Source organism: Pelatocladus sp. BLCC-F211, from assembly GCF_041928655.1.
Classification (GTDB): domain Bacteria; phylum Cyanobacteriota; class Cyanobacteriia; order Cyanobacteriales; family Nostocaceae; genus Pelatocladus.
This window is the reverse complement of record NZ_JBHFLM010000227.1, coordinates 22,918-43,320: the sequence shown is the minus strand read 5'-3', so window position 1 is coordinate 43,320 and position 20,403 is coordinate 22,918. Positions and strand designations below refer to the sequence as shown.

Here is a 20,403-nt window from a genome sequence, read left to right as displayed (position 1 = left end):
ATTTATAAAGTAAATCTTAAGTAGGGTGTGTTATGGCTTCAGCCTAACACACCAGTTATTGGCGATGCGTTAGGCGCTTTTATGAGCTAAATTTTTCACGAAAAACATTATAAAAGCGCCTAACACACCCTACAGTGATTTAATTTTTACTTTATAAATAACCTCTAAGAGCGTCTTCTCGTAAGAGCATAATCGCGTCTCTATTAAATATAATTAACTTATCAGATAATTAATAATCAAACAATTACTATATGAAATCATCAAATATACGTACCAAACTCTTGACAGAAATCAATCTTATCCCCGAAGAAAATCTAGAAGAATTATATAATTTTATTCATTATTTTCGAGTTGGGATAGAGGCATCTAAAGGTACACCAGAACAAATTATGCAGTTCGCTGGTTGCTGGAATGATATGTCAGATGAAATGTTTAATGACTTAAATGAAGAAATTATTACACGTCGCCAGCAGGCTTTTTTGAGGAGAAGAAGCGATGAAACCAGCTTTGGTTGATACCAACATTTTATCTTTATTTTTCCGCAATCAACCCCTGGTTCTTAAAAACTTTAATTCATATACTAAATATTACATTTAAAACCCTATGGCTTCACCACCCCAGTTGCTAACTGATCCATTTCTGCAACTCCCAACTCCAAATTCAGTACGAGTTGTGTGGTTTACTGAGTTTGCTGGTAACAAACATTTAGTTTCCTATGGTGAAAATTTAGCGACAAAAGTTTTAGCCACAACAACTAAACTTAGCCGCACTCGTGAAGATCAACAATCAAGAGTCGGAAATCAAACCCAAGACGGACAAATTTATCAACATCCAGTTCTACGTCATATTTGGAGACACGAAGCTGAGGTTACAAGTTTAATTCCCAACACCAAAATTGCTTACCAAGTTACGAGTGTGCGGGAAGATAATCAAAGTGTGAGTAGTGATGTGTTTAGCCTTGCGCCTACTCCTTTACCCAACACACCACTCAAAATTCTCCTCACCTCTGATCACCAAATCAAGCCGATGGTAGCCGCGAATTTACAAAAAGTTGTAGAAACAGTCGGACAACCAGATGCAGTTTGGTTTGCTGGTGATTTGGTGAATATTCCCGATCGCGCCAGTGAATGGTTTGATGATCATCGGGGTGGTGCATTTTTCCCCTGTTTACAAGGTCGTGCGAATTATCAACTAGAGCATAATGGTATAAAAACAAGCTTCCCTGGCGGAGAAATTATTCAACATGCACCCATGTTTACTTGCATTGGTAATCACGAAATCATGGGGCGATATGCGAAAACAGGTAGCTTAAACGAAGAATTTAACGATACTATTCCCCGTACAGCAGCCCTCAAATTATATGGGGAGAAATCCCTCAAAGAAAATTCTTTTAATACCGATACCTACGAAGAAATTTTTACTTTACCTGAGAGAAAAACTTACTACGCAATCAGCTTTGGTGATGTGCGTTTAGTAGTACTTTATGCTACCAATATGTGGCGCTATACCACTAATGAAGGTAAGTACAAAGGAAAATACGGCGAACCAGAACTAGAATTAAACTATCCTGAAAATTGGGGTTACGGACAGCACATTTACGAACCAATAGCCAAAGGAAGCGAACAATACAACTGGTTAGTGCAAGAACTCAACAAACCTGAGTTTAAACAAGCCAAGTATAAAGTCGTGATGCTGCATCATCCGCCTCATACTTTAGGTGATAATATTGTCCCTGCCTATACTGATCCTGTACAGATAATTGCACGGGATGAAACTGGTAACATTCAGGCAGTGCGTTATGAGTACCCCAAACAAGCAGATTATATTATTCGCGATGTGCTGCCATTATTAGAAGCAGCCGAAGTGCAATTAGTATTTTTTGGTCATTCCCATTTATGGAATCGGTTTTGCAGTCCATCGGGAATGCACTTTTTAGAAACTTCTAATGTTGGTAATTCTTACGGTGCTGCGTACGGTGAGATTACACGCAAAAATTTACCACCTTGGGAAAGTCAAGATTATGTATCAAGTGGCGATCCCTACGGATTAGAACCAGTCACACCTACAATTGCGCCGATACTAGCTGAAAATGGTCAACCGATGCCCTATATTAGCAGTAACGAAATTACTGTTTTTAGTATCTTTGATACAGCTACGGGTACGGTTAGCAGCTATCGTTTTGATACCAGCAAGCCAGATTCAGAGGTAATTAAGTTTGATGAGTTTAGAGTAATGCGTTTGTAGTGAGGACTTTAATTTTCCCTGTAGCTTGTGGGTGTCATACCTGTCAGTTGTCGAAACTGTTTACTCAGATGACTGTGGCTATTGAAACCACACAGGAAAGCAATTTCTATAATCGATCGCTCTGTTTGTTTTAACAACTGCTTTGCCTTTTCTATTCGTTGCTGAAGCAAGTATTGGTAGGGAGCCGTCCGCATCGCCTGCTTAAACATACGACTAAAATGAAATTGGCTCATGTCTAGCAACGCTGCTAAATCTGCGAGTTTGATGTCTTGATGCAGATTTTCGTTGATGTATTCTAGGACTTGAATCAGTTGGCGTTCAGGTAATCCACCCTCGTAAATTGCAAGGCGAGGTTTGGTAGCAGCATATTGTCTGAGTAAATGTACTGCCAAAACATTTGCTAATGATTCAATGTAAAGCCTTCCGCCGAAATTTTCTTGTTTGAGTTCAGCCAGCAGCATCATACCGATTGACTCAATGTGTGGATCGCGAGTCCGAAATTCGGGGAGTAATTCCAGCTGATCAGGATTGGTGTCAATTGTTTCCCTAGCAACGGTTTGAATAAAACTAGACGTAATGCGAATCTGTAAGTAGTGGTCATCTCTATCCCAACGGGCAAAAAATGGCAGTTTCGCAGGCGTTATGCAAAGGTCGCCTTTCCCATACAACCCCCCGTAGGTTTTACCTCCCTGGATTTGTAACAAGCGGACTGGACGGGGTGCAAGAGATAGAGAAATCGTGTGTTCGTCGATGTAATGATATTCTCCCTCTCCCGCAGGGTGTTGGAATTGCTCGACCAAAATATTTTCCCAACCCTGGTTTTGACTAGACAAAATGGGTAAGCTAGTACATTCAGTTTGATGAGTGGCTTCCGGTTTCATATTGCAAACCCAATTCGTCTAGTTTTGATTGTATTAACTTTTGGCTGTACGCTCATCAACAATCTGAAAACTAACAGCAAGATTTTGACAGTGGCGCAGGAATCAGATAGCTGGACACGGGTGATTTGACTACGCTGGAATGGTTATGAATCAGGAAGAACGATGGCACATTTATTACATATTGATTGTAGTCCGCGTAGTGAGCGATCGCACTCTAAGAAACTCACAAGAGAATTTGTTGAAGCTTGGAAACAAGCACATCCGGGTGATATTGTTAGCTATCGAGATGTTGGTTGCAATCCCGTTCCCCATGTCGATGAGCCGTGGATTGCAGCAGCTTATACACCGCCAGAACAACACACCCCTGAATTGCAGGAAGCAATTCGCCTCAGCGATCAACTGGTGGACGAATTCTTAGCAGCTGATATCTACGTTATTGGCAGTCCGATGTACAATTTCAGCATTCCCAGTACATTGAAAGCTTATATTGACCAAATTGTACGTCCTGGGCGAACCTTTAAATTTGAACCAGATAATCCTGCAAATCCTTATAAACCCCTAGTACTAGGTAAAAAAATGTTTATCATCTCAGCACGAGGGGGTTCGGGCTTTGGAACAGGTGGAAAATACGAGAAGCTGAATTATCAAACCCCTTACCTTGCAACAATCTTCGGATTTATTGGCATCACCGATATTACATTTATTGATCTTGAAAACGATGAATCTGGTGGAAAAGAGTTAGCAGATGCGATCGCAGCTGCACGTACCCAAATCACTCAACTCGTTGCAGGGTAATGTGGGACTCAATTCCCATTCCCTTTTATCCGAAATCCCAAGTTATTTGTTGGTAGTTGATTCTTAGTTTTTAAGAAACCAAACAACAATCAACTAACAACACAAATAAAAATATGCGACGAATTGCAATTATTGGAGCAGGACAAGCAGGGCTACACTTGGGTATTGGTCTTGTTGATGCGGGTTATGCGGTGACATTGTTTAGCGATCGCACTCCAGAAGCGATCCTCAATGGTAAACCAATGGGATTGCCATTGTTATTCCCAGATGCATTACAACTAGAACGTAATTTGGGAATTAATTTCTGGGATGATGAATTTCTTGGTTGCGATCGATTTCGTAATCACGTTTGTGATCCAGAAGGAAATGTGGTTTTGAGTGTATCCTCTAATTTAGAGCAACGCTGGCAATCTGTGGATCAACGCCTCAAATTCTTCACTTGGATGCACGAGTTTGTCAATAGAGGTGGTGAACTTGTGATTAAAGCAATGACACCACAAGATTTAGAAGAATGTGTCCAAAAATACGACTTAGTTGTCGTAGCTGTTGGTAGGGGTTCCTTCTCAACTTTGTTTGAAAAAGATGCCCAAAAAACCAAGCATCATCAGCCAAAGCGCCACATCGCAGGAGGTCTTTATACTGGACTCAACAAGGGAGAAGCGATTGATTACCGTACCTTCAGAGTCACTAATCTGCCTGGTATTGGTGAGATGATGCAAGCTCCATTCTACGCTAAAGACAAACTCCCAGTTTACGCAGTTGCTTTTGAAGCTTATCCTGGCGGAGTAATGGATCAATTTTCCCAAGTAAAGAGCGGTCAGGAATTGCTAGAGATAAGTAAAAAGGTAATTAAGCAACTAAGACCCTGTGACTACGAAATTGTTAAAGATATGGAACTCGTAGACGATCAAGCATGGGTTCAGGGTGCAATTACACCAATAGTCCGTCAGCCAGTTGGTCATTTACCATCAGGTGCAATAGTCATGGGTATTGGTGATGCAGTGATTTTACACGACCCCATTGCTGCACAGGGGGCAAATAACGCCACAAAAATGGCTCATCTGGTAAAGCAACGCATTATCGAACATGGTAATCAACGTTTTGATCAATCATGGATGCAAGGTGTATTCGATGAATTTTGGAATTACGCTCAGTACACCCATACCTTAACCGATTGTTTATTGACTCCCCCGGATCATATGCAAGAACTCATGGCCGCTATGGCTCAAAACCGAGAAGTTCTCAAAGATTACCTCAACGGTATGAACCATCCACCCACTCTTGCAGCCTGGTTTGATGCTGAAAGCAGTAAGAAATATTTAGCATCAAAAACGCTTGTGTTGAAATAGGGAAGTTCGGGGATCGGGGATCGGGGACAAGGAGGATAAGGGAGAAAATAAATATAAAACCAAGCATTGACAAATGACAAATGACAAATGACAAATGACAAATGACAAATGACCATTGACTAACCAGCCAATTCTACTGCTGCTTGTCGCATCATTTCTTCTCGTGATATATCTCCAATTTGACTAGCGATCGACCAATAGTGACCAAAAGGATCAACTAATCTCCCATAGCGATCGCCCCAAAACATATCATCTAAAGGCATTATTTCTGTTGCACCTGCACTGATAGCACGATTAAACCAAGCGTCTGCATCATCGACTTGCAAGTGAATTGTCACAGGAGAACCATTGAGAGTTACAGGTGACTCTAGCCCATATTCGGGAAATTCATCATTTAAAAATATTACTGAGTTCCCAATTTCTAACTCGGCAAACATAATTCCATCACCTGTCAAAGAAGGCATACTGTATTTCTCCACTGCGCCAAAGGCTGTTTTGTAAAATTCAATTGCTGCCTTAGCATCGCGAACAGTCAGGTGTGGAGTAATGATGCGAAACTCTGCCATTGCTTTTTTTCCTCGCAGATATGCAGTTCAGTTTCTTCAAAAAAAACATTTTAAAATGCTTGTACTATTTTTTCAGGATAATTAATCAAACGTAATGTAGATGACTAATACTTCTTTGAAGATACAAGCCCCTCCAAAATCTGAAATCTAAAAATCTAAAATCTAAAATCTAAAATTGGCATAACTTCCTCCATTCGGGTGAACCTATAGGATGATGCGCTCATACTAAGGCTTTTTGTAGTATGCTTGTAGTCTGTTGATGCTAGGCGGTAATGAAAAGATTAAGGGAAATCCTTGAGATTTCTTTTGATCCGCGACGCGGAGTCAAGTGTCAATGGTCAAGTGTCCAAAGTCCAATAATTACCAATGACTAATATTCATCAAACATCTGGTCGCTGGCGTTTAGGGCTAGCCTTGTCGCTAGTGACTGTTTTTTTATGGGGAATTTTACCAATCGCTTTATCAGTAACATTACAAAAAATAGATGTATATACTATCACTTGGTTTCGTTTTTTGATTGCGTTTGTTTTGCTAGCAATTTATTTAGGTATATATGGGAATTTACCTACACTTACACGACTACGTTCTACTTCTTGGAAACTATTAGCGATCGCAACAATTTTCTTAGCAAGTAATTACATTCTTTTTCTGCAAGGTTTGATGTTAACTTCACCTTCCAATGCTCAAGTACTCATCCAATTAGCGCCTTTGTTCATGGGTTTGGGAGGTTTAGTGATTTTCCGAGAACAATATACACTGGCTCAGTGGATTGCTTTAGGAATTCTCAGTTTAGGTTTTATTTTGTTTTTTCACGAACAACTTTTGCAATCATTTCTAGGAATTTATCAATCAACTAATTCCTCTCAGATATATCTAGAATTTAACGGTTATCAGATTATTATTCATCCTGCTCAAAAATATTTAATTGGTACTGGTCTGATTGTATTAGCAGCAGCTACGTGGGCAATTTATGCCTTAGCCCAAAAACAATTATTAAAATCTTTATCTTCTGCGAATATCATGTTGCTTATTTATGGAGGATGTACTTTACTGTTTTCTGTTTTTGCTAAACCCAAAACAATTTTGCTCCTTGACGCTTTTCATTTAGGAATATTATTTTTTTGCGCTTTAAACACTCTCATCGCTTATGGTGCTTTTTCGGAAGCTTTGGAACACTGGGAAGCTTCACGAGTCAGTGCTGTATTGGCTTGTACGCCGATTGTCACTTTATTGTCACTCGGATTTGTATCGGTAATTGCACCTAATTTAATCGCTTCTGAGCAATTAACTTTGGTAGGTATATTAGGAGCAATTTTAGTGGTGATTAGTTCAGTCGCGATCGCCTGGAATAAACGCTAGTTAAATTTTATTTATTAAGTACTTTTACTGTGGCGCTAATCAAGTTAATAACATTCTAATAATTATGATTTGGATCACGGAAGCGGATGTTTTTATTCTTTGATATGATCACATAGTTAGCGTCAGCTAACGGCTTCGATTGAGACTAGGTAAGTAACTCAATTTATCTAGTAGACTTGACAAAATTTCAATTCTGAATTTCAACATTCCGCGAACTGCGAAAAATCCAATATCTTCAGAGGCGCATCACAAAAAATAAAATCAGGTGTAGAAATGACTACCACGCTACGCGCCTTGTCAACAACATTACTGTGTATCGTCGAACGATGAATAGCTTGTTTGGTAAGTGGGTCAGCACCCTAAGAAAAAATTGGCTGTTGCTGGTTCTCTCGACGGTGCTACCGACATTTGGGCTGAGTTATTCAGCCTCAAGCGCAGAACGGATTTATGGTTCTTATTCGGCTATAGAACGTTCTGTGTCTGTAACAGCCTTAGAAAACTTCGCCACCAATGGCGTAGCAGATGAAGAATTAGCAGCTTACACCCAATTTCTGAAACCAGAACAGCTTCAGGAATTGCGTCGAATATTAGTTAGTCCGATAAAAGTTCATCCTGTAGCAGTGTCACAGTTTCTTTATACACCGCAGGGAGAATTTTTACTCGAACGGTTGGGAAAAGTCATTAGAACCGAATCTCGCCAACCAGAACCAGGATTTCATGCTTTGCGTGCGGCGTTGATTTTAGCTGCAAATGAGCCAGGGGGCTTAACGCTATTAAATTTGGTACGGAAGTATCCCAACCCCAGTATTCACGTTGACTTAGCGGGTACCCTTGGTATAGCAGCAGAATTGGAAAAAATGGTGAATGACAGCAAGCGGGCTGTAGAAGCAGTTTCTCAAAAATCAGCAATAGAAGCTGCTAGTATTGCGCCATCGTTTAATCTTTCCGAATTGCCAGATGTACGGCGTCGGGGAAAATTTGTAGTGGAATCAAAGCCAAAGCCGTTTAATAAAATAGGTGGTGCAAGAGGGCGAGAAAGACTTTTGTTGAGCGATATTTATCTCCCCAAGACTCGCACCAAAGTTCCCGTAATCGTCATTTCTCATGGATTAGGCACAGACAGCAGCAACTTTAAATACTTAGCTGAGTATCTAGCCTCCCACGGTTTTGCTGTCGTCGTTCCCAATCATCCAGGTAGTGACACTCAACAATTGCGATCGCTACTTAATGGCAGTACCAAAGACATAGTACAAGCAGACGAATTCTACAACCGTCCCCTGGATATAAAATATATATTAGACCGCCTAGAGAATGATCCTGACTTTAAGAATCAACTTAACTTACAACAAGTCGGTGTCATTGGACAATCCTTTGGTGGTTATACAGCTTTAGCTTTAGCTGGCGCCAAAATTAACTTTGAACAACTAAACAAAGATTGCAATCCCAAAAGACTCCAGAAAACTTGGAATATATCTTTGATATTCCAGTGTCGTGCCTTAGAATTACAAGGCAAGAAATATGGTATTAGTTATAACTTCCGGGATGAACGAGTCAAAGCTGCGATCGCAATTAATCCAATCACTAGCAGCATATTTGGTGAAGCGGGGCTAAGTCAAATAAAAATTCCAGTCATGATAGTTGCTGGGAGTGATGATACAGTCGCACCAGCCCTATATGAGCAAATACAACCCTTCTCCTGGATTACCAATTCTCAAAAGTATCTGGTTGTGCTTGCCGGTGGCACACATTTTTCTAGTATTGGCGAGAGTGGTAATACTTCTAAACAAATGTCATTACCTTCAAACTTAGTGGGAGATGATCCCAGACAAGCACGTCGTTATCTGAGCATTTTGAGTGTACCTTTCTTACAAACTTACGTGGGTGGCATGTCAAAATACTCTCCCTATCTCAATGCTGCTTATGCTCAATCTATTTCTAACCAGAAGATGAGCTTGAGTCTGATTGAGTCTTTGACTCCAAAGGAATTGGCAAGAGCTACACAAAAGTAATGTCAGGTTCGTAGTCAGGACTTTAGTCCTTTTTGAGCGCTGTCTTCGCTCACTACGAACCCTTTAAATTTTATGATTCGCACAAATCTTATAATAAGCATCAATTAATTAATAGGCTTTAACAATTTAAAATAACTAATAACAAACTTTAAAAATTGACATTTTACAAATCAAGTGCATCCAGATAAATATTAAATAAGTAAGCATAAATTACCCCAAAAAATTGTTGGAGGCAGCAGCGTATGGTTGCACTAACTGATCGTGAGAATATAAAATTGCCTGGTCGCTTGACCACACAAACGATTGAGATTGGATCGCAAACAACCGCTATTCGTTCTCTAGATTGGGATCGCGATCGCTTTGACATTGAGTTTGGATTGCAGAACGGCACAACCTATAATTCCTTTCTGATTCAAGGTGAAAAAACAGCACTAGTTGATACGTCACACCGCAAATTTCAGGGATTATACTTAGATGCCATCAAAGGCTTAATCGACCTCTCAACCCTGGATTACTTAATTATTAGCCATACTGAACCAGACCACAGTGGATTAGTAAAAGAAGTATTGCAGTTAGCTCCCCAAGTCACAGTAGTCGGAGCAAAAGTTGCGATCCAATTTTTGGAAAATATGGTACATCAGCCATTCCAATCTTTAATTGTCAAGAATAGCGATCGCTTGGATTTAGGTAACGGACATCAGTTAGAATTTGTCTCTGCTCCCAATCTTCATTGGCCAGATACCATTTTTACCTACGATAGCAAAACCCGCATCCTTTATACTTGCGATGCTTTTGGGATGCATTATTGTGATGACTATACTTTTGACGAAGATCGAGAACTAATAGAAAAAGATTTTAAATATTACTATGATTGCCTGATGGGGCCAAATGCTCGTTCTGTGCTATCTGCAATCAAGCGAATGGAAAAACTAGATGTTGGTATGATTGCCACAGGACACGGCCCTTTATTGCAACACTACCTATCAGACTGGGTAAGTTCCTATCAAAAATGGAGCCAAGAACAAGCAAAAGCAGATACCTTTGTTGCTCTATTTTACTGTGAAGATTACGGATATAGTGACCAATTAGCAAGAGCGATCGCTCATGGGATTACCAGAAATGGTGTCGCAGTTGAACTGGTTGATTTAAGTACTGCGGAACCTCAAGAAGTCCGAGAATTGGTGAGTCAAGCAAGTGGTATAGTCATTGGAATGCCATCCCAATCTAATCAAAATGCCCATGCAGCCTTAAGTACCATTCTCGCAGCTGCTCACAATAAACAAGCAGTAGGGTTGTTTGAAACTGGTGGTGGGGAAGATGAACCAATTTATCCTTTGCGGAATAAATTTCAAGAAATTGGACTTACCGAAGCCTTTCCCCCGATTCTAATTAAAGAACCACCCACACAAGTAACTGAACAAATGTGTGATGAAGCGGGAACTGATATCGGACAATGGTTAACGCGCGATCGCACAATTAAACAAATCAAAACCCTAGATAATGACTTAGAAAGGGCATTAGGAAGGCTTAGTAGTGGACTTTATATCATTACTGCCCAAAAAGGCGATGTTAACAGTGCCATGTTAGCTTCTTGGGTGATGCAAGCAAGCATGAATCCTTTAGGAGTCGCCATTGCAGTTGCCAAAGATCGCGCCATTGAATCTTTATTGCATATAGGCGATCGCTTTATTCTCAACGTCCTAGAGGAAGACAACTATCAAAGCTTAATGAAACACTTCCTCAAGCGTTTTTCTCCTGGTGCAGATCGGTTTGCAGATATCAAAACTTATTCCGCTAGCAATGGCTGTCCGATTTTGGCAGATGCCTTAGCATACATGGAATGTGAAGTCACAACCCGCATGGAGTGCAGCGATCACTGGATTATTTACAGCAGTGTCCACACTGGTAGAGTCGCCAAACTAGACGCCCTCACCGCCGTTCACCATCGTAAGGTGGGAAACCATTATTAACAGGGGTGTAGGAGTGTGGGGAGTGTGGGGAGTGTGGGGAGTGTGGGGAGTGTGGGGAGAAAAATTACTTCCTTGTCTCCCGTGTCTCCCGTGTCTCCCTTCCCGTGTCCCCCTTCCATGTTCCTTGTTAGCAAAACTCTCACACTTCACTGGAGTCATTAAATGATGCAATTGCTGAAAGATTTGCCTGTCAAACCTATAAAGCGAGAAAGTTGGTTAAATCTGGGCCGAATTGTGCAAGCACTGGAATTAGTTCAGGATTTAATTGTGATTTCTTTGTGCATCGGGCTATTTAGCTTTATGGTGCTGCAAATCTGGACTATGTTCGTTTCCCTGATTCCCCCGATCCACTTCCACACTGTGACGGCAGATATTCTGTCATTGCTGATTTTAGTAGAGTTATTTCGTCTGTTGATTATTTATTTGCAAGAGCAACGGGTTTCGATTGGAGTTGCTGTAGAAGTTTCGATTGTTTCTGTACTCCGAGAAATGATTGTCAGAGGTGTACTGGAAACGACGTTTATGCAAGTATTGGCTGCTTGTGCTTTTTTAATGGTATTAGGCATATTAATGGTTCTGAGGGTTTGGCTACCTCCAACCTTTGAAGGTATTGATCCTGAACAAGAAGTCTCAAAGCGGTATAAACAGCGCCTTGCTCAAGAAATGGCTGAATTAAAAAATGGAAATGGAAATGGAAATGGTCATTCCCATTATTAATTGCTCAACTACCGATCACTATACGGGTGCAAAAATTTGCGCCCCCACAACCACCAATCACCACAACTTTTACTATGTCTTTCTCAACTATATCTCCAACAATCACCCGCTCCCGTGATGTGCAAGTTGCTGAAATTGGTACTCGGACTTTGGTTTTGCGATCGCGTACTTGGGAACGTCTCAAGTTTGAGGTTGAATACGCCCGCCAAAAGGGTACAACTGCTAATTGTTATTTGATTCAAGCTGACCACACTGCTTTAATTGATCCTCCGGGTGAGTCTTTTACTCAGATTTTTTTGGAAGAGTTACAGAAACACCTAGATTTAACTCGGTTAGATTACATCATTCTCAATCATGTCAATCCTAACCGGATGGCGACTCTCAAAGTCTTGATTGAACATGCACCCCAAGCTAAGATTGTCTGTTCTAAACCTGGTGCTAATGTTCTGAAAAATACTTTTACTGATTGGGAATCAAAAATACAGATTGTTCGCTCTGAAGATACTCTGGATTTAGGTGAGGGACATCAACTGCAATTTGTGACTGTACCAACTCCCCGATGGGCTGATGGAATGTGTACTTATGATGTTGCTACCCGCATTCTTTACACTGATAAGTTCTTTGGCGTACATGTCTGTAATGATGTCTTGTTTGATGAAGATTGGAAGCAATTGGATGGCGATCGCCGTTATTATTTTGAATGTCTCCACGCTACCCAAGCTAAACAAGTGGAAGTAGCTTTAGACAAATTAGCACATCTCAAAGCTAAATATTACGCCCCTGGCCATGGCCCAATTGTACGCTACAGTCTCAGTCGTTTTACTTACGATTACCGCCAATGGTGTCAGGAACAAAAAACTCAGGAATTGCGAGTAGCATTGCTTTATGCTTCTGCTTATGGTAGCACGGCAACTTTAGCCCAGGCGATCGCTCAAGGATTGATTCAAACTGGAGTTGCAGTGGAATCGATTAACTGCGAATCTACAGAACCGAGTGAAATTACTCGTGCAATTGAAGCTTGTGATGGTTTTATTATCGGTTCTCCCACTTTAGGCGGCCATGCACCTACTCAAATTCAAACTGCTTTGGGAATTATCCTCTCGGCGGCGGCGAAAACCAAATTAGCGGGTGTGTTTGGTTCTTATGGTTGGAGTGGGGAAGCAATTGATCTGATTGAAAGTAAACTCTTAGATGCCAATTATCGCTTCGGGTTTGAAACTATCCGCGTTCGCTTCAGCCCGACTGAGTTTATTATGCAACAATGTCAGGATGCCGGAGCGGAATTTGCTCAAGTCTTGAAAAAGAAAAAGAAACTCCGCACTTCCCGCCAAGCATTAACAGAAGCACAAGTAGATCGCACCGAACAAGCTGTTGGACGTATTATTGGTTCCCTGTGTGTCTTTAGTACCCGGCGCGGTGATAGTCACAGTGGAATCCTCACATCCTGGGTATCTCAAGCTACCTTTAATCCTCCTGGTTTGATGATTGCGATCGCTCAAGATCAAAATGCGGATGCGATGATTCATCTTGGCGATCAATTTGTCTTGAATATTCTCAAAGAAGGACTTAACCTCAGACGCTACTTTTCCTATCACAGTACTCCAGGTGACAATCCTTTTGCTCAATTAACAACCACAACAGCTAACAACGGTTGTTTAATTCTGAACGACGCCCTAGCGTATTTAGAATGTACCGTGCAACAACGAACTGAATGTGGCGATCGCTGGTTAATTTATGCCACTGTAGACAAAGGCGAAGTGTTGGAACCAACTGGTGTCACCGCCATTCAGCATCGCAAATCCGGTAGCCATTACTAAAAATTGGGGCGTTGCTGAACTCACATTATTTGACGTTTGGCAGCGCGGTTAATGCTGCTATTAATACAAGACGGAGGGTAGAAAGGCCCCTGCGGGTTCGTTATACAGTCCGAGACTCATCAACCTTGCGCTCTGGGTGATACGTAAGCCATGGTTCAAACACCAACGGAACAGATCGCCGTTACGCATCGGAAGATAAAAGCCCGACCCAGTAAACTCTGGAGCCGCCCCGATGAGCGCCTTTAAGTCCTCATTGTTCTCGCCAACAGCGTGACCAAAGAAGCCAATTTCGGTGGCGTAGCCCGATACGCGCCCATCATACTCGACAAGCATTGCCGTACCCCGCCCGACAGCTGCCTTGAGTTCGCCCGCCCGGTCATGACCATGAATGCGATCGCAGAGTTGATTACACGCAGCAAGGTCTGCTTCAGTCGCCGGACGAACGGTGCGACCGGGTATCGTCAAGGCGAGCGGCTGTCCTTGAAGGTTTGCCAGTGGCTCGCGCACATCGAAGCCGAGTTTTGTATACAGGGAAAGCGAGCAGCTGTTATGCGCGGCTTGAACGAGCCGCACCCCGGCGAACCGTTTTTCGCGTGTCCGCTGTAAAACATGTTCCATCAGGCGACGACCAACCGACCTGTTTTGTGCGGCGGGGTCTACCGTAATGGGGCCGATGCCGGCGATTGTGTCGCCTTCCCACAAAAAGTTGCTGCCGATGACACGCCCATCCTCAGCCTCAGCCACAACCGAATAAACCGTCGGGTTCGCTAAAAGTTCGATCAACATTTCCGCCCCTAACTCCGCAGAAGAAAAGTCGGGTACGAGGCCGTGCTGTTCTGCGATGGTGCGGAACCCTTGATACAAAATGGTGCCGCAGGGGAGCGCGTCGTCGGGTCGTCCCCCACGCAGCATCACCGAAGATGTTTGTTCCAATACTTTGTCCATGATGAAAAACCTTTCAAGCAACACATCCTTGGTTCGAGACGCGATGATACTCTTACGAGAAGCCGCTCTTACGAGCGTCTACGCGTCTCTACAATATGGTCTGTCATATTCTTTTTCAAATGTTAATGTATTGGCTTACTTGTTAATGCATCGGTTTACCACTTGCGTGATACGATGAGAATCTGAGTGTACTCAATTAAAATGCCTAATCTACGTCGCTACACGCAGGTTTCAGTATTTGCTTTTCATCTGTGTTTTTCTGCATTACTGTTTTACAACCACAAACAGGTAAGTGCTACCGTTAGCTTACCCCTACGCAGCAAAAAAGCTATGGTAGTATCTGCAAATCCCTTGGCGAGTGACGCAGGTTTGCAAATGTTACGCAAAGGTGGTAACGCAGTTGATGCAGCTGTGGCGACGACTTTCGCTATCTCTGTAGTGGAACCATTTTCGGCAGGAATTGGTGGCGGTGGCTTTTTGCTGTTTCGCGATGCTAAAACCGGAGAAATTAAAGCTTTAGATTTTCGCGAACGCGCACCCCTGAAAGCAACGAGAAATATGTATTTGGATGCTCAGGGTAAAGTACGTCCAAATTTAAGTATAAATGGTCACTTAGCTGTAGCAACACCGGGGACGGTGGCGGGACTGTACGAAGTGCATCAACATTATGGTAAGTTACCTTGGGCAGAGGTTGTCAAACCTGCGATCGCTCTTGCCAAAGATGGGTTTATCCTGAGTCCTCAGCTGAGATGGCGTTCGCTCGCAGCCGACGAAAATCGCAAGCAAGTAATTCTCAATAATCCAGCCGCACGAGCAATTTTTACTCGCAATGGGGAATTTTATCAACCTGGAGAAAAACTGTTACAGCGTGACTTAGCAAAAACTTTAACAGCAATCTCCCAGAATGCACGGAGTTTTTACAGTGGAAATATTGCCCGTGCTATTGCTGCTGACATGGCAAAAAATGGTGGTTTGGTAACTCTGGAAGACTTGAAATCTTACAAACCTATTTGGCGTACTCCTGTTTGTGGTAATTTTCGTCAAGCACGAGTTTGTTCAATGCCACCTCCTTCTTCTGGAGGTGTACATTTATTAGAAATGTTAAATATTATCGGTTCTACCGATTTAAAATCTTTAGGTTGGCATCATCCCGATGCAATTCACCTGATGGTGGAAGCGATGAAAATTGCTTATGCTGATCGCTCGAAATTGTTAGGCGATCCTGATTTTGTCAAAGTACCTGTACAACAACTAATTAGCCCTGGCTATGCCCAACTGCGGCGATCTGAAATTATGATCAATAGGGCTAGACCTGCAAAGGAAATTCAGCCTGCAACTATGAAAATGTTAGAACAGAATCTGACCCCTCAACCTGTTCTGGGCAAGCAAAAGCAGGGACTCATACCCTCTATTAATAATTTTCTGACTACTCGCAACACACAAGAAACATTCTATAAACCTCGTTATGAGTCTACAGAAACAAGCCATCTTACCGTTGTCGATGCACAACGCAACGCCGTCAGTCTAACTTTTACTGTTAACTTGGGGTTTGGTGCTGGTGTCGTTGCTCAGGGGACGGGAATTGTCCTCAATAATGAAATGGATGATTTTGCTGCGGCGCCAGGAGTACCGAATGCTTTTGGTTTACTGGGTAACGAAGCTAATGCGATCGCACCACGCAAAACACCTTTATCCAGTATGACTCCCACCATTGTCACAGAAAATGGTCGCCTACGACTGGCAGTGGGTGCGCCTGGTGGGGGAACAATCATCACCCAAGTGCTGCAAGTCATCCTGAACGTATTAGAGTACAAGATGAATGTCGGTGAAGCTGTTTCTGTCCCCCGCATTCATCATCAATGGCTTCCTGATGAATTACGAATCGAACCTTTTGGTTTAGATACTCTCACCTTGGCAGAATTACAGCGTCGAGGACATAAAATTAAACAAACTCAACCTTGGGGAAATATTAACGCGATCGCAGTTACGTCTGACGGAAGTTTAGAAGCAGCCACAGACCCCCGTGGTGAAGGAGCGCCGAGAGGATATTAAAATCGGGGATTGGGGATTGGGGATCGGGGACAAGGAGGACAAGGAGGACAAGGGAGAAATTTCTCCCAATCACAAATGACTAATGACTAATGACTAATGACAAATATTAAACTTGTCTTCTAAAAATTACCATCTCAGTACCGACAACTGGGTTACGGGCTACTAACCGATTTTGCGAGTCGCTAATTTCTAGATGGGTAAAGTCGAGTTCTTGAGAACGTTGGAGAATTTCGGCTGCGAGTTTATTCTGTTCGGATTCGGTGAGGGTATACCAATCATCGCTAATTTTGATATCCAAACTGCTGGTGAGAAAGTTAGCTTGGATCGATTTTACAAGTCCAGAGGCAAAGCGATCGCTAACTTCTGCTACTTGATTTTCAATCGTTGCAATTAAAATCTGTTCTGGTGTTAATACTAGCGTTGGTGTTGGCGTCGGTGTTGGTGTTGGTGTGGGAGTTATTTCTGGTTCTGGAGTAACTTCCTCTGGTATTGGTGTGGGTTCTTCCTCTACAGGTGGTGGTGTTTCTGTTGTAGTTGGTTCTTCAAGCGGGGATGGTTCTGGAGATGGGGAGGTCAGGGGGGTAGGGGAAGTTGCAGGAGTAGGAGGAGTAGTTGCAATTTCGGTGGATTTACCTGTGAAAAGGCTGGAAGTAGTCCAAACTAAGATGACAGCAAAAATGGCGATCGCTCCTGTCAAAGCTGTATCTGATAAATTTGCTGATATATTTGCTGGTAAAAAAGAGCGGATTTTGGTTAACAGACTACTCCACCAGTTGGCAGATACATCACCGGGAGGGGACTCTGTTTCTAGCTTGTCTACTGTCGTTTCTAAAAGTGCGATCGCACCTTTGAGAATTTGGATAGTTTTAGTCTTCCAAAAAGACTGTCCTCTTTGGTTGTTTCTCTGGCGAGGTGTATTTTCCTCTGGTTGCGGCGAAGAAGATGGCTGTGAATTCTGATTGTCCTGTGACATGGAACTTTCACTCAGAGCAGCGAATCAAAAACTTAATATTCTGGCTGCAACCTCCCCAGCCTTAATGTATCATTTCAATGCTTGCGCTAAACTGACCTAATTAATGATTTTTGTCTAATATGAAACTCAAACGTCGTCAATTTTTATTTTTAGGTGGACTAAGTGTAATTGGTACGGGATTTTTAGCTAGTCTTAGCCGTCAGATTTTTAGCCAAAATAATGAGCAAACCTCACAGGCTATAGCTGCTATTCCATCTACCAAAAAAGATTTATTATTACGCTTTGTTTCTGTAGCAGATACGGGTACAGGTGCAAAAGGCCAATATGCTGTCGCTAAAGCGATGGCTAATTATCACAATAAAAATTATTATAATTTAGTTATCTTGGCAGGAGATAATATTTATACCAACGGTGAAATTGAGAAAATTAACGCAGTCTTTGAGCGTCCCTATGCTCCATTACTAAAAAAAGGTGTAAAATTCCAAGCTGCTTTAGGAAACCATGATATTCGCACTGCCAACGGAGACTTGCAAGTTAAATATGCAGGCTTTAATATGCAAGGACGCTACTATACATTTCGTCGGGATAAAGTACAATTTTTTGCCCTAGATACTAATAGTAATGCTGACTGGATTAACCAGCTAAATTGGTTAGAACAAGAGTTAAGCCAAAGTAATGCTATTTGGAAAATCGTCTTTGGTCATCATCCGATTTATGCATCAGGTGTCTATGGTAGTAATCCTGATTTTATTAAGACTTTTACTCCCTTGTTTCAAAAATATGGTGTGCAACTTTATATCAATGGACATGAACACCATTATGAACGTACCCGTGCTATCAATGGTACAACTTATTTAATTTGTGGGGGTGGTGCAGGAACTCGTCCTGTTGGTAAAAATGAATGGACTGAATATTCTGCCGAAAAATTGAGTTTCGCAGCTTATGAAGTGTTTTATGACCGAATAGAAATTAGGGGGATAGATACAGCTAACCGCATTTTTGATCAAGGTATTATTCAATGGAAATCGGCTTAATTAAGTAAGTTGGTGAAGAGAAACAGAACGCGAGTTACAAAATGCAAATAATATTGTAATTCTTACCAATGACAAGTAACAAATGACTAATGACAAATGGTTAATATTATCCCAGAAAGTTACACAGAAATCTTAACAATTCGCCAATTAATTATAGAAGCTTTTGGTCAAGTCAAGATAGCTGAACTTGTAGATATTATTCGTAAATCAGAGAATTTTATTCCTGAATTGTCATTAATAGCAGTAGAAAATTTAGAAGTCTTAGGACACATTCTTTTTAGTCAGATTATCATCGAAACACCTAACCAAACTATCCCATCACTAGCGCTAGCACCACTAGCCGTAAAACCATCACATCAGCGTCAAGGTATTGGTAGTAGACTGGTGGAGGCTGGTTTGTCAAAATGTCGTGAATTTGATTATCCTGTGGTTATAGTTGTTGGGGAACCAGCCTATTATCAACGCTTTGGCTTTCAAACCGCAGGTAAATTTGGTTTGCGATCATCCCTATCTTTTCCTGATGAAGTGTTTATGGTATTGGAGTTGAAACCTGCTGCGTTGACAAACATTATTGGTACTGTGCGTTATCCTGCATATTTTCAAGATGTTTAATTAGAAAGAAAAGTAAAAATTCAAAACTCAAAATAGAATTTATGTACTTACTAGCTTTCTAATTGAGTAGATATAATTCTCTAAACTCTGTTGTTGTGCGGCGGAGCTTATGCAGAACATGACGGCTTCAAAAATATCTTTACACACTTGGGCGCCAAAAAACGCACTGTCTTTGCTGTTCTGAAAAATTGCCTGCTAGTGATAGCAAGTCTTCACCAGGAAGAGATGATTTACAATAAAAGGGATATTGAGGTTGTCTACTTGTGTAATCAAAGAAAACTGTGAATCTATCTTGGTCTACAGGAACCTTACCTCGATGAAAAACTTGGGAAGTAGTCGCAAAAACTACTGTTCCAGCTTTCCCAGTACATGATTTCCATAATGATTGTGATAAAGCTTTTTGCAAATTTTTTTCTTGAATATAACCATGTTTATATCCTAAAGAACGAGCTACAGTCGAAGTTAAAGATAGTGGAATATATTGAAAAGGACCACAATTCTCATCTACATCATTTAAATATACAATGACCTTGAGAATTTTTCTGTCTTCTACATCTATATGCCATAACCGAGATTTCCGCTCAACAGAATTAGCAAGGTCTCTGCGAAAATATGCTCCATGATAGGCTACAGGTAGACCAATATAATTCTCAACTATATTGAGTAAACGTTTTTCCAAGCCCCACATAAATATTTCTGGATACTGCATCATTTGTTCAGCACTAGCATGAACAACATATTCATTGTCTTCTCCAGAAAGATTCTTTGGTATTTCTGGCATTAATTTTTGTGTAGCCAAAAACATTTTATCTGTATGCGGAATAGATAAGGCTTCTAGTGAAGTTACCACTACTCCTTCACGCTTGATAGATTCAACTAAATTTAAATCAGCTACTGAAAGCACTGGTAAATTTGGCAAGTGCTGTTCAAGTGCAGCTTGATAATTTCGATCAGCTTGATTTTGCAAGAACGAAATTTGATACACATTCTTTAAAATGTGATTTCGTATTTGTTTAACAATTGTGCTCATAACTTCAATTATTTGCTTTTCCAGAAAAGTGACTATACATAATTATCTTT

At 41.4% G+C, this 20,403-nt stretch carries 17 protein-coding genes; 12 read left to right on the top strand and 5 right to left on the bottom strand.

The genetic code is table 11. The annotated features are described in order from the left end of the window. Positions 1 to 251 precede the first annotated feature (251 nt). Positions 252 to 515 (top strand): hypothetical protein, encoded by a 264-nt coding sequence (locus tag ACE1AT_RS27160; RefSeq protein WP_374874082.1) that lies wholly within the window; start codon positions 252 to 254, stop codon positions 513 to 515. 88 nt (positions 516 to 603) lie between these two features. Continuing rightward, the gene (locus ACE1AT_RS27155; RefSeq protein WP_374874080.1) at positions 604 to 2,244 is read left to right on the top strand and encodes a metallophosphoesterase; all 1,641 of its coding nucleotides are present in this window, start codon (positions 604 to 606) and stop codon (positions 2,242 to 2,244) included. An 8-nt stretch (positions 2,245 to 2,252) separates the two neighbouring features. Here ACE1AT_RS27155 and ACE1AT_RS27150 read toward each other — a convergent pair whose 3' ends face one another. Further along, the gene (locus ACE1AT_RS27150; protein WP_374874078.1) at positions 2,253 to 3,125 is read right to left on the bottom strand and encodes a helix-turn-helix domain-containing protein; all 873 of its coding nucleotides are present in this window, start codon (positions 3,123 to 3,125) and stop codon (positions 2,253 to 2,255) included. Between the two features lie 162 nt (positions 3,126 to 3,287). Between ACE1AT_RS27150 and ACE1AT_RS27145 the strand changes: the two genes are divergently transcribed. Continuing rightward, complete coding sequence (locus tag ACE1AT_RS27145; protein ID WP_374874076.1) at positions 3,288 to 3,920, top strand: FMN-dependent NADH-azoreductase; 633 nt, start codon at positions 3,288 to 3,290, stop codon at positions 3,918 to 3,920. A gap of 113 nt (positions 3,921 to 4,033) precedes the next feature. Then, on the top strand, positions 4,034 to 5,269 hold the full coding sequence (locus ACE1AT_RS27140) for a styrene monooxygenase/indole monooxygenase family protein (protein ID WP_374874074.1): 1,236 nt from the start codon (positions 4,034 to 4,036) through the stop codon (positions 5,267 to 5,269). A gap of 119 nt (positions 5,270 to 5,388) precedes the next feature. Here ACE1AT_RS27140 and ACE1AT_RS27135 read toward each other — a convergent pair whose 3' ends face one another. Then, positions 5,389 to 5,835, bottom strand: a complete 447-nt coding sequence (locus ACE1AT_RS27135) for a VOC family protein (RefSeq protein WP_374874072.1) — start codon at positions 5,833 to 5,835, stop codon at positions 5,389 to 5,391. Positions 5,836 to 6,201: 366 nt separating this feature from the next. Here ACE1AT_RS27135 and ACE1AT_RS27130 point away from each other — a divergent pair, with 366 nt between their 5' ends. From ACE1AT_RS27130 to ACE1AT_RS27110, 5 genes are all read left to right on the top strand, one after another. After that, positions 6,202 to 7,194: a DMT family transporter gene (locus tag ACE1AT_RS27130; RefSeq protein ID WP_374874070.1), complete on the top strand. Its 993-nt coding sequence runs from the start codon at positions 6,202 to 6,204 to the stop codon at positions 7,192 to 7,194. 326 nt (positions 7,195 to 7,520) lie between these two features. Then, positions 7,521 to 9,203, top strand: a complete 1,683-nt coding sequence (locus ACE1AT_RS27125; RefSeq protein WP_374874068.1) for an alpha/beta hydrolase — start codon at positions 7,521 to 7,523, stop codon at positions 9,201 to 9,203. A gap of 242 nt (positions 9,204 to 9,445) precedes the next feature. After that, a complete protein-coding gene (locus ACE1AT_RS27120; RefSeq protein WP_374874066.1) occupies positions 9,446 to 11,173 on the top strand; it encodes a diflavin flavoprotein in 1,728 nt (575 codons plus the stop codon). A 165-nt stretch (positions 11,174 to 11,338) separates the two neighbouring features. Then, positions 11,339 to 11,890 (top strand): phosphate-starvation-inducible PsiE family protein, encoded by a 552-nt coding sequence (locus tag ACE1AT_RS27115; protein WP_374874086.1) that lies wholly within the window; start codon positions 11,339 to 11,341, stop codon positions 11,888 to 11,890. Positions 11,891 to 11,964: 74 nt separating this feature from the next. Beyond that, entirely contained in the window at positions 11,965 to 13,707 is a 1,743-nt protein-coding gene (locus ACE1AT_RS27110; RefSeq protein WP_374874064.1) for a diflavin flavoprotein, read from the top strand. A gap of 60 nt (positions 13,708 to 13,767) precedes the next feature. On the opposite strand, the gene ACE1AT_RS27105 is transcribed toward ACE1AT_RS27110, so the two are convergent. Continuing rightward, positions 13,768 to 14,676, bottom strand: coding sequence for a GNAT family N-acetyltransferase (locus ACE1AT_RS27105; protein ID WP_374874062.1), 909 nt, complete (start codon positions 14,674 to 14,676; stop codon positions 13,768 to 13,770). 177 nt (positions 14,677 to 14,853) lie between these two features. Between ACE1AT_RS27105 and ggt the strand changes: the two genes are divergently transcribed. Then, positions 14,854 to 16,704 (top strand): gamma-glutamyltransferase, encoded by a 1,851-nt coding sequence (gene ggt, locus ACE1AT_RS27100; protein ID WP_374874084.1) that lies wholly within the window; start codon positions 14,854 to 14,856, stop codon positions 16,702 to 16,704. A gap of 106 nt (positions 16,705 to 16,810) precedes the next feature. Here ggt and ACE1AT_RS27095 read toward each other — a convergent pair whose 3' ends face one another. Next, positions 16,811 to 17,677, bottom strand: coding sequence for a hypothetical protein (locus ACE1AT_RS27095; protein WP_374874060.1), 867 nt, complete (start codon positions 17,675 to 17,677; stop codon positions 16,811 to 16,813). Positions 17,678 to 17,796: 119 nt separating this feature from the next. Here ACE1AT_RS27095 and ACE1AT_RS27090 point away from each other — a divergent pair, with 119 nt between their 5' ends. Then, positions 17,797 to 18,711, top strand: coding sequence for a metallophosphoesterase family protein (locus ACE1AT_RS27090; RefSeq protein WP_374874058.1), 915 nt, complete (start codon positions 17,797 to 17,799; stop codon positions 18,709 to 18,711). A gap of 96 nt (positions 18,712 to 18,807) precedes the next feature. After that, positions 18,808 to 19,323 (top strand): GNAT family N-acetyltransferase, encoded by a 516-nt coding sequence (locus tag ACE1AT_RS27085; protein WP_374874056.1) that lies wholly within the window; start codon positions 18,808 to 18,810, stop codon positions 19,321 to 19,323. A 139-nt stretch (positions 19,324 to 19,462) separates the two neighbouring features. Here the strand turns inward: ACE1AT_RS27085 and ACE1AT_RS27080 are convergent, their stop codons facing one another. Beyond that, a complete protein-coding gene (locus ACE1AT_RS27080) occupies positions 19,463 to 20,353 on the bottom strand; it encodes a 2OG-Fe(II) oxygenase (RefSeq protein WP_374874054.1) in 891 nt (296 codons plus the stop codon). Positions 20,354 to 20,403: the final 50 nt, after the last annotated feature.

What these genes read in the sequence shown, in the direction of transcription:
- ACE1AT_RS27160 (WP_374874082.1), top strand. Translation starts at nt 252, where the DNA reads ATGAAATCATCAAATATACGTACCAAACTCTTGACAGAAATCAATCTT.
- ACE1AT_RS27155 (WP_374874080.1), top strand. Translation starts at nt 604, where the DNA reads ATGGCTTCACCACCCCAGTTGCTAACTGATCCATTTCTGCAACTCCCA.
- ACE1AT_RS27150 (WP_374874078.1), bottom strand. Translation starts at nt 3,125, where the DNA reads ATGAAACCGGAAGCCACTCATCAAACTGAATGTACTAGCTTACCCATT.
- ACE1AT_RS27145 (WP_374874076.1), top strand. Translation starts at nt 3,288, where the DNA reads ATGGCACATTTATTACATATTGATTGTAGTCCGCGTAGTGAGCGATCG.
- ACE1AT_RS27140 (WP_374874074.1), top strand. Translation starts at nt 4,034, where the DNA reads ATGCGACGAATTGCAATTATTGGAGCAGGACAAGCAGGGCTACACTTG.
- ACE1AT_RS27135 (WP_374874072.1), bottom strand. Translation starts at nt 5,835, where the DNA reads ATGGCAGAGTTTCGCATCATTACTCCACACCTGACTGTTCGCGATGCT.
- ACE1AT_RS27130 (WP_374874070.1), top strand. Translation starts at nt 6,202, where the DNA reads ATGACTAATATTCATCAAACATCTGGTCGCTGGCGTTTAGGGCTAGCC.
- ACE1AT_RS27125 (WP_374874068.1), top strand. Translation starts at nt 7,521, where the DNA reads ATGAATAGCTTGTTTGGTAAGTGGGTCAGCACCCTAAGAAAAAATTGG.
- ACE1AT_RS27120 (WP_374874066.1), top strand. Translation starts at nt 9,446, where the DNA reads ATGGTTGCACTAACTGATCGTGAGAATATAAAATTGCCTGGTCGCTTG.
- ACE1AT_RS27115 (WP_374874086.1), top strand. Translation starts at nt 11,339, where the DNA reads ATGCAATTGCTGAAAGATTTGCCTGTCAAACCTATAAAGCGAGAAAGT.
- ACE1AT_RS27110 (WP_374874064.1), top strand. Translation starts at nt 11,965, where the DNA reads ATGTCTTTCTCAACTATATCTCCAACAATCACCCGCTCCCGTGATGTG.
- ggt (WP_374874084.1), top strand. Translation starts at nt 14,854, where the DNA reads ATGCCTAATCTACGTCGCTACACGCAGGTTTCAGTATTTGCTTTTCAT.
- ACE1AT_RS27095 (WP_374874060.1), bottom strand. Translation starts at nt 17,677, where the DNA reads ATGTCACAGGACAATCAGAATTCACAGCCATCTTCTTCGCCGCAACCA.
- ACE1AT_RS27090 (WP_374874058.1), top strand. Translation starts at nt 17,797, where the DNA reads ATGAAACTCAAACGTCGTCAATTTTTATTTTTAGGTGGACTAAGTGTA.
- ACE1AT_RS27085 (WP_374874056.1), top strand. Translation starts at nt 18,808, where the DNA reads ATGGTTAATATTATCCCAGAAAGTTACACAGAAATCTTAACAATTCGC.
- ACE1AT_RS27080 (WP_374874054.1), bottom strand. Translation starts at nt 20,353, where the DNA reads ATGAGCACAATTGTTAAACAAATACGAAATCACATTTTAAAGAATGTG.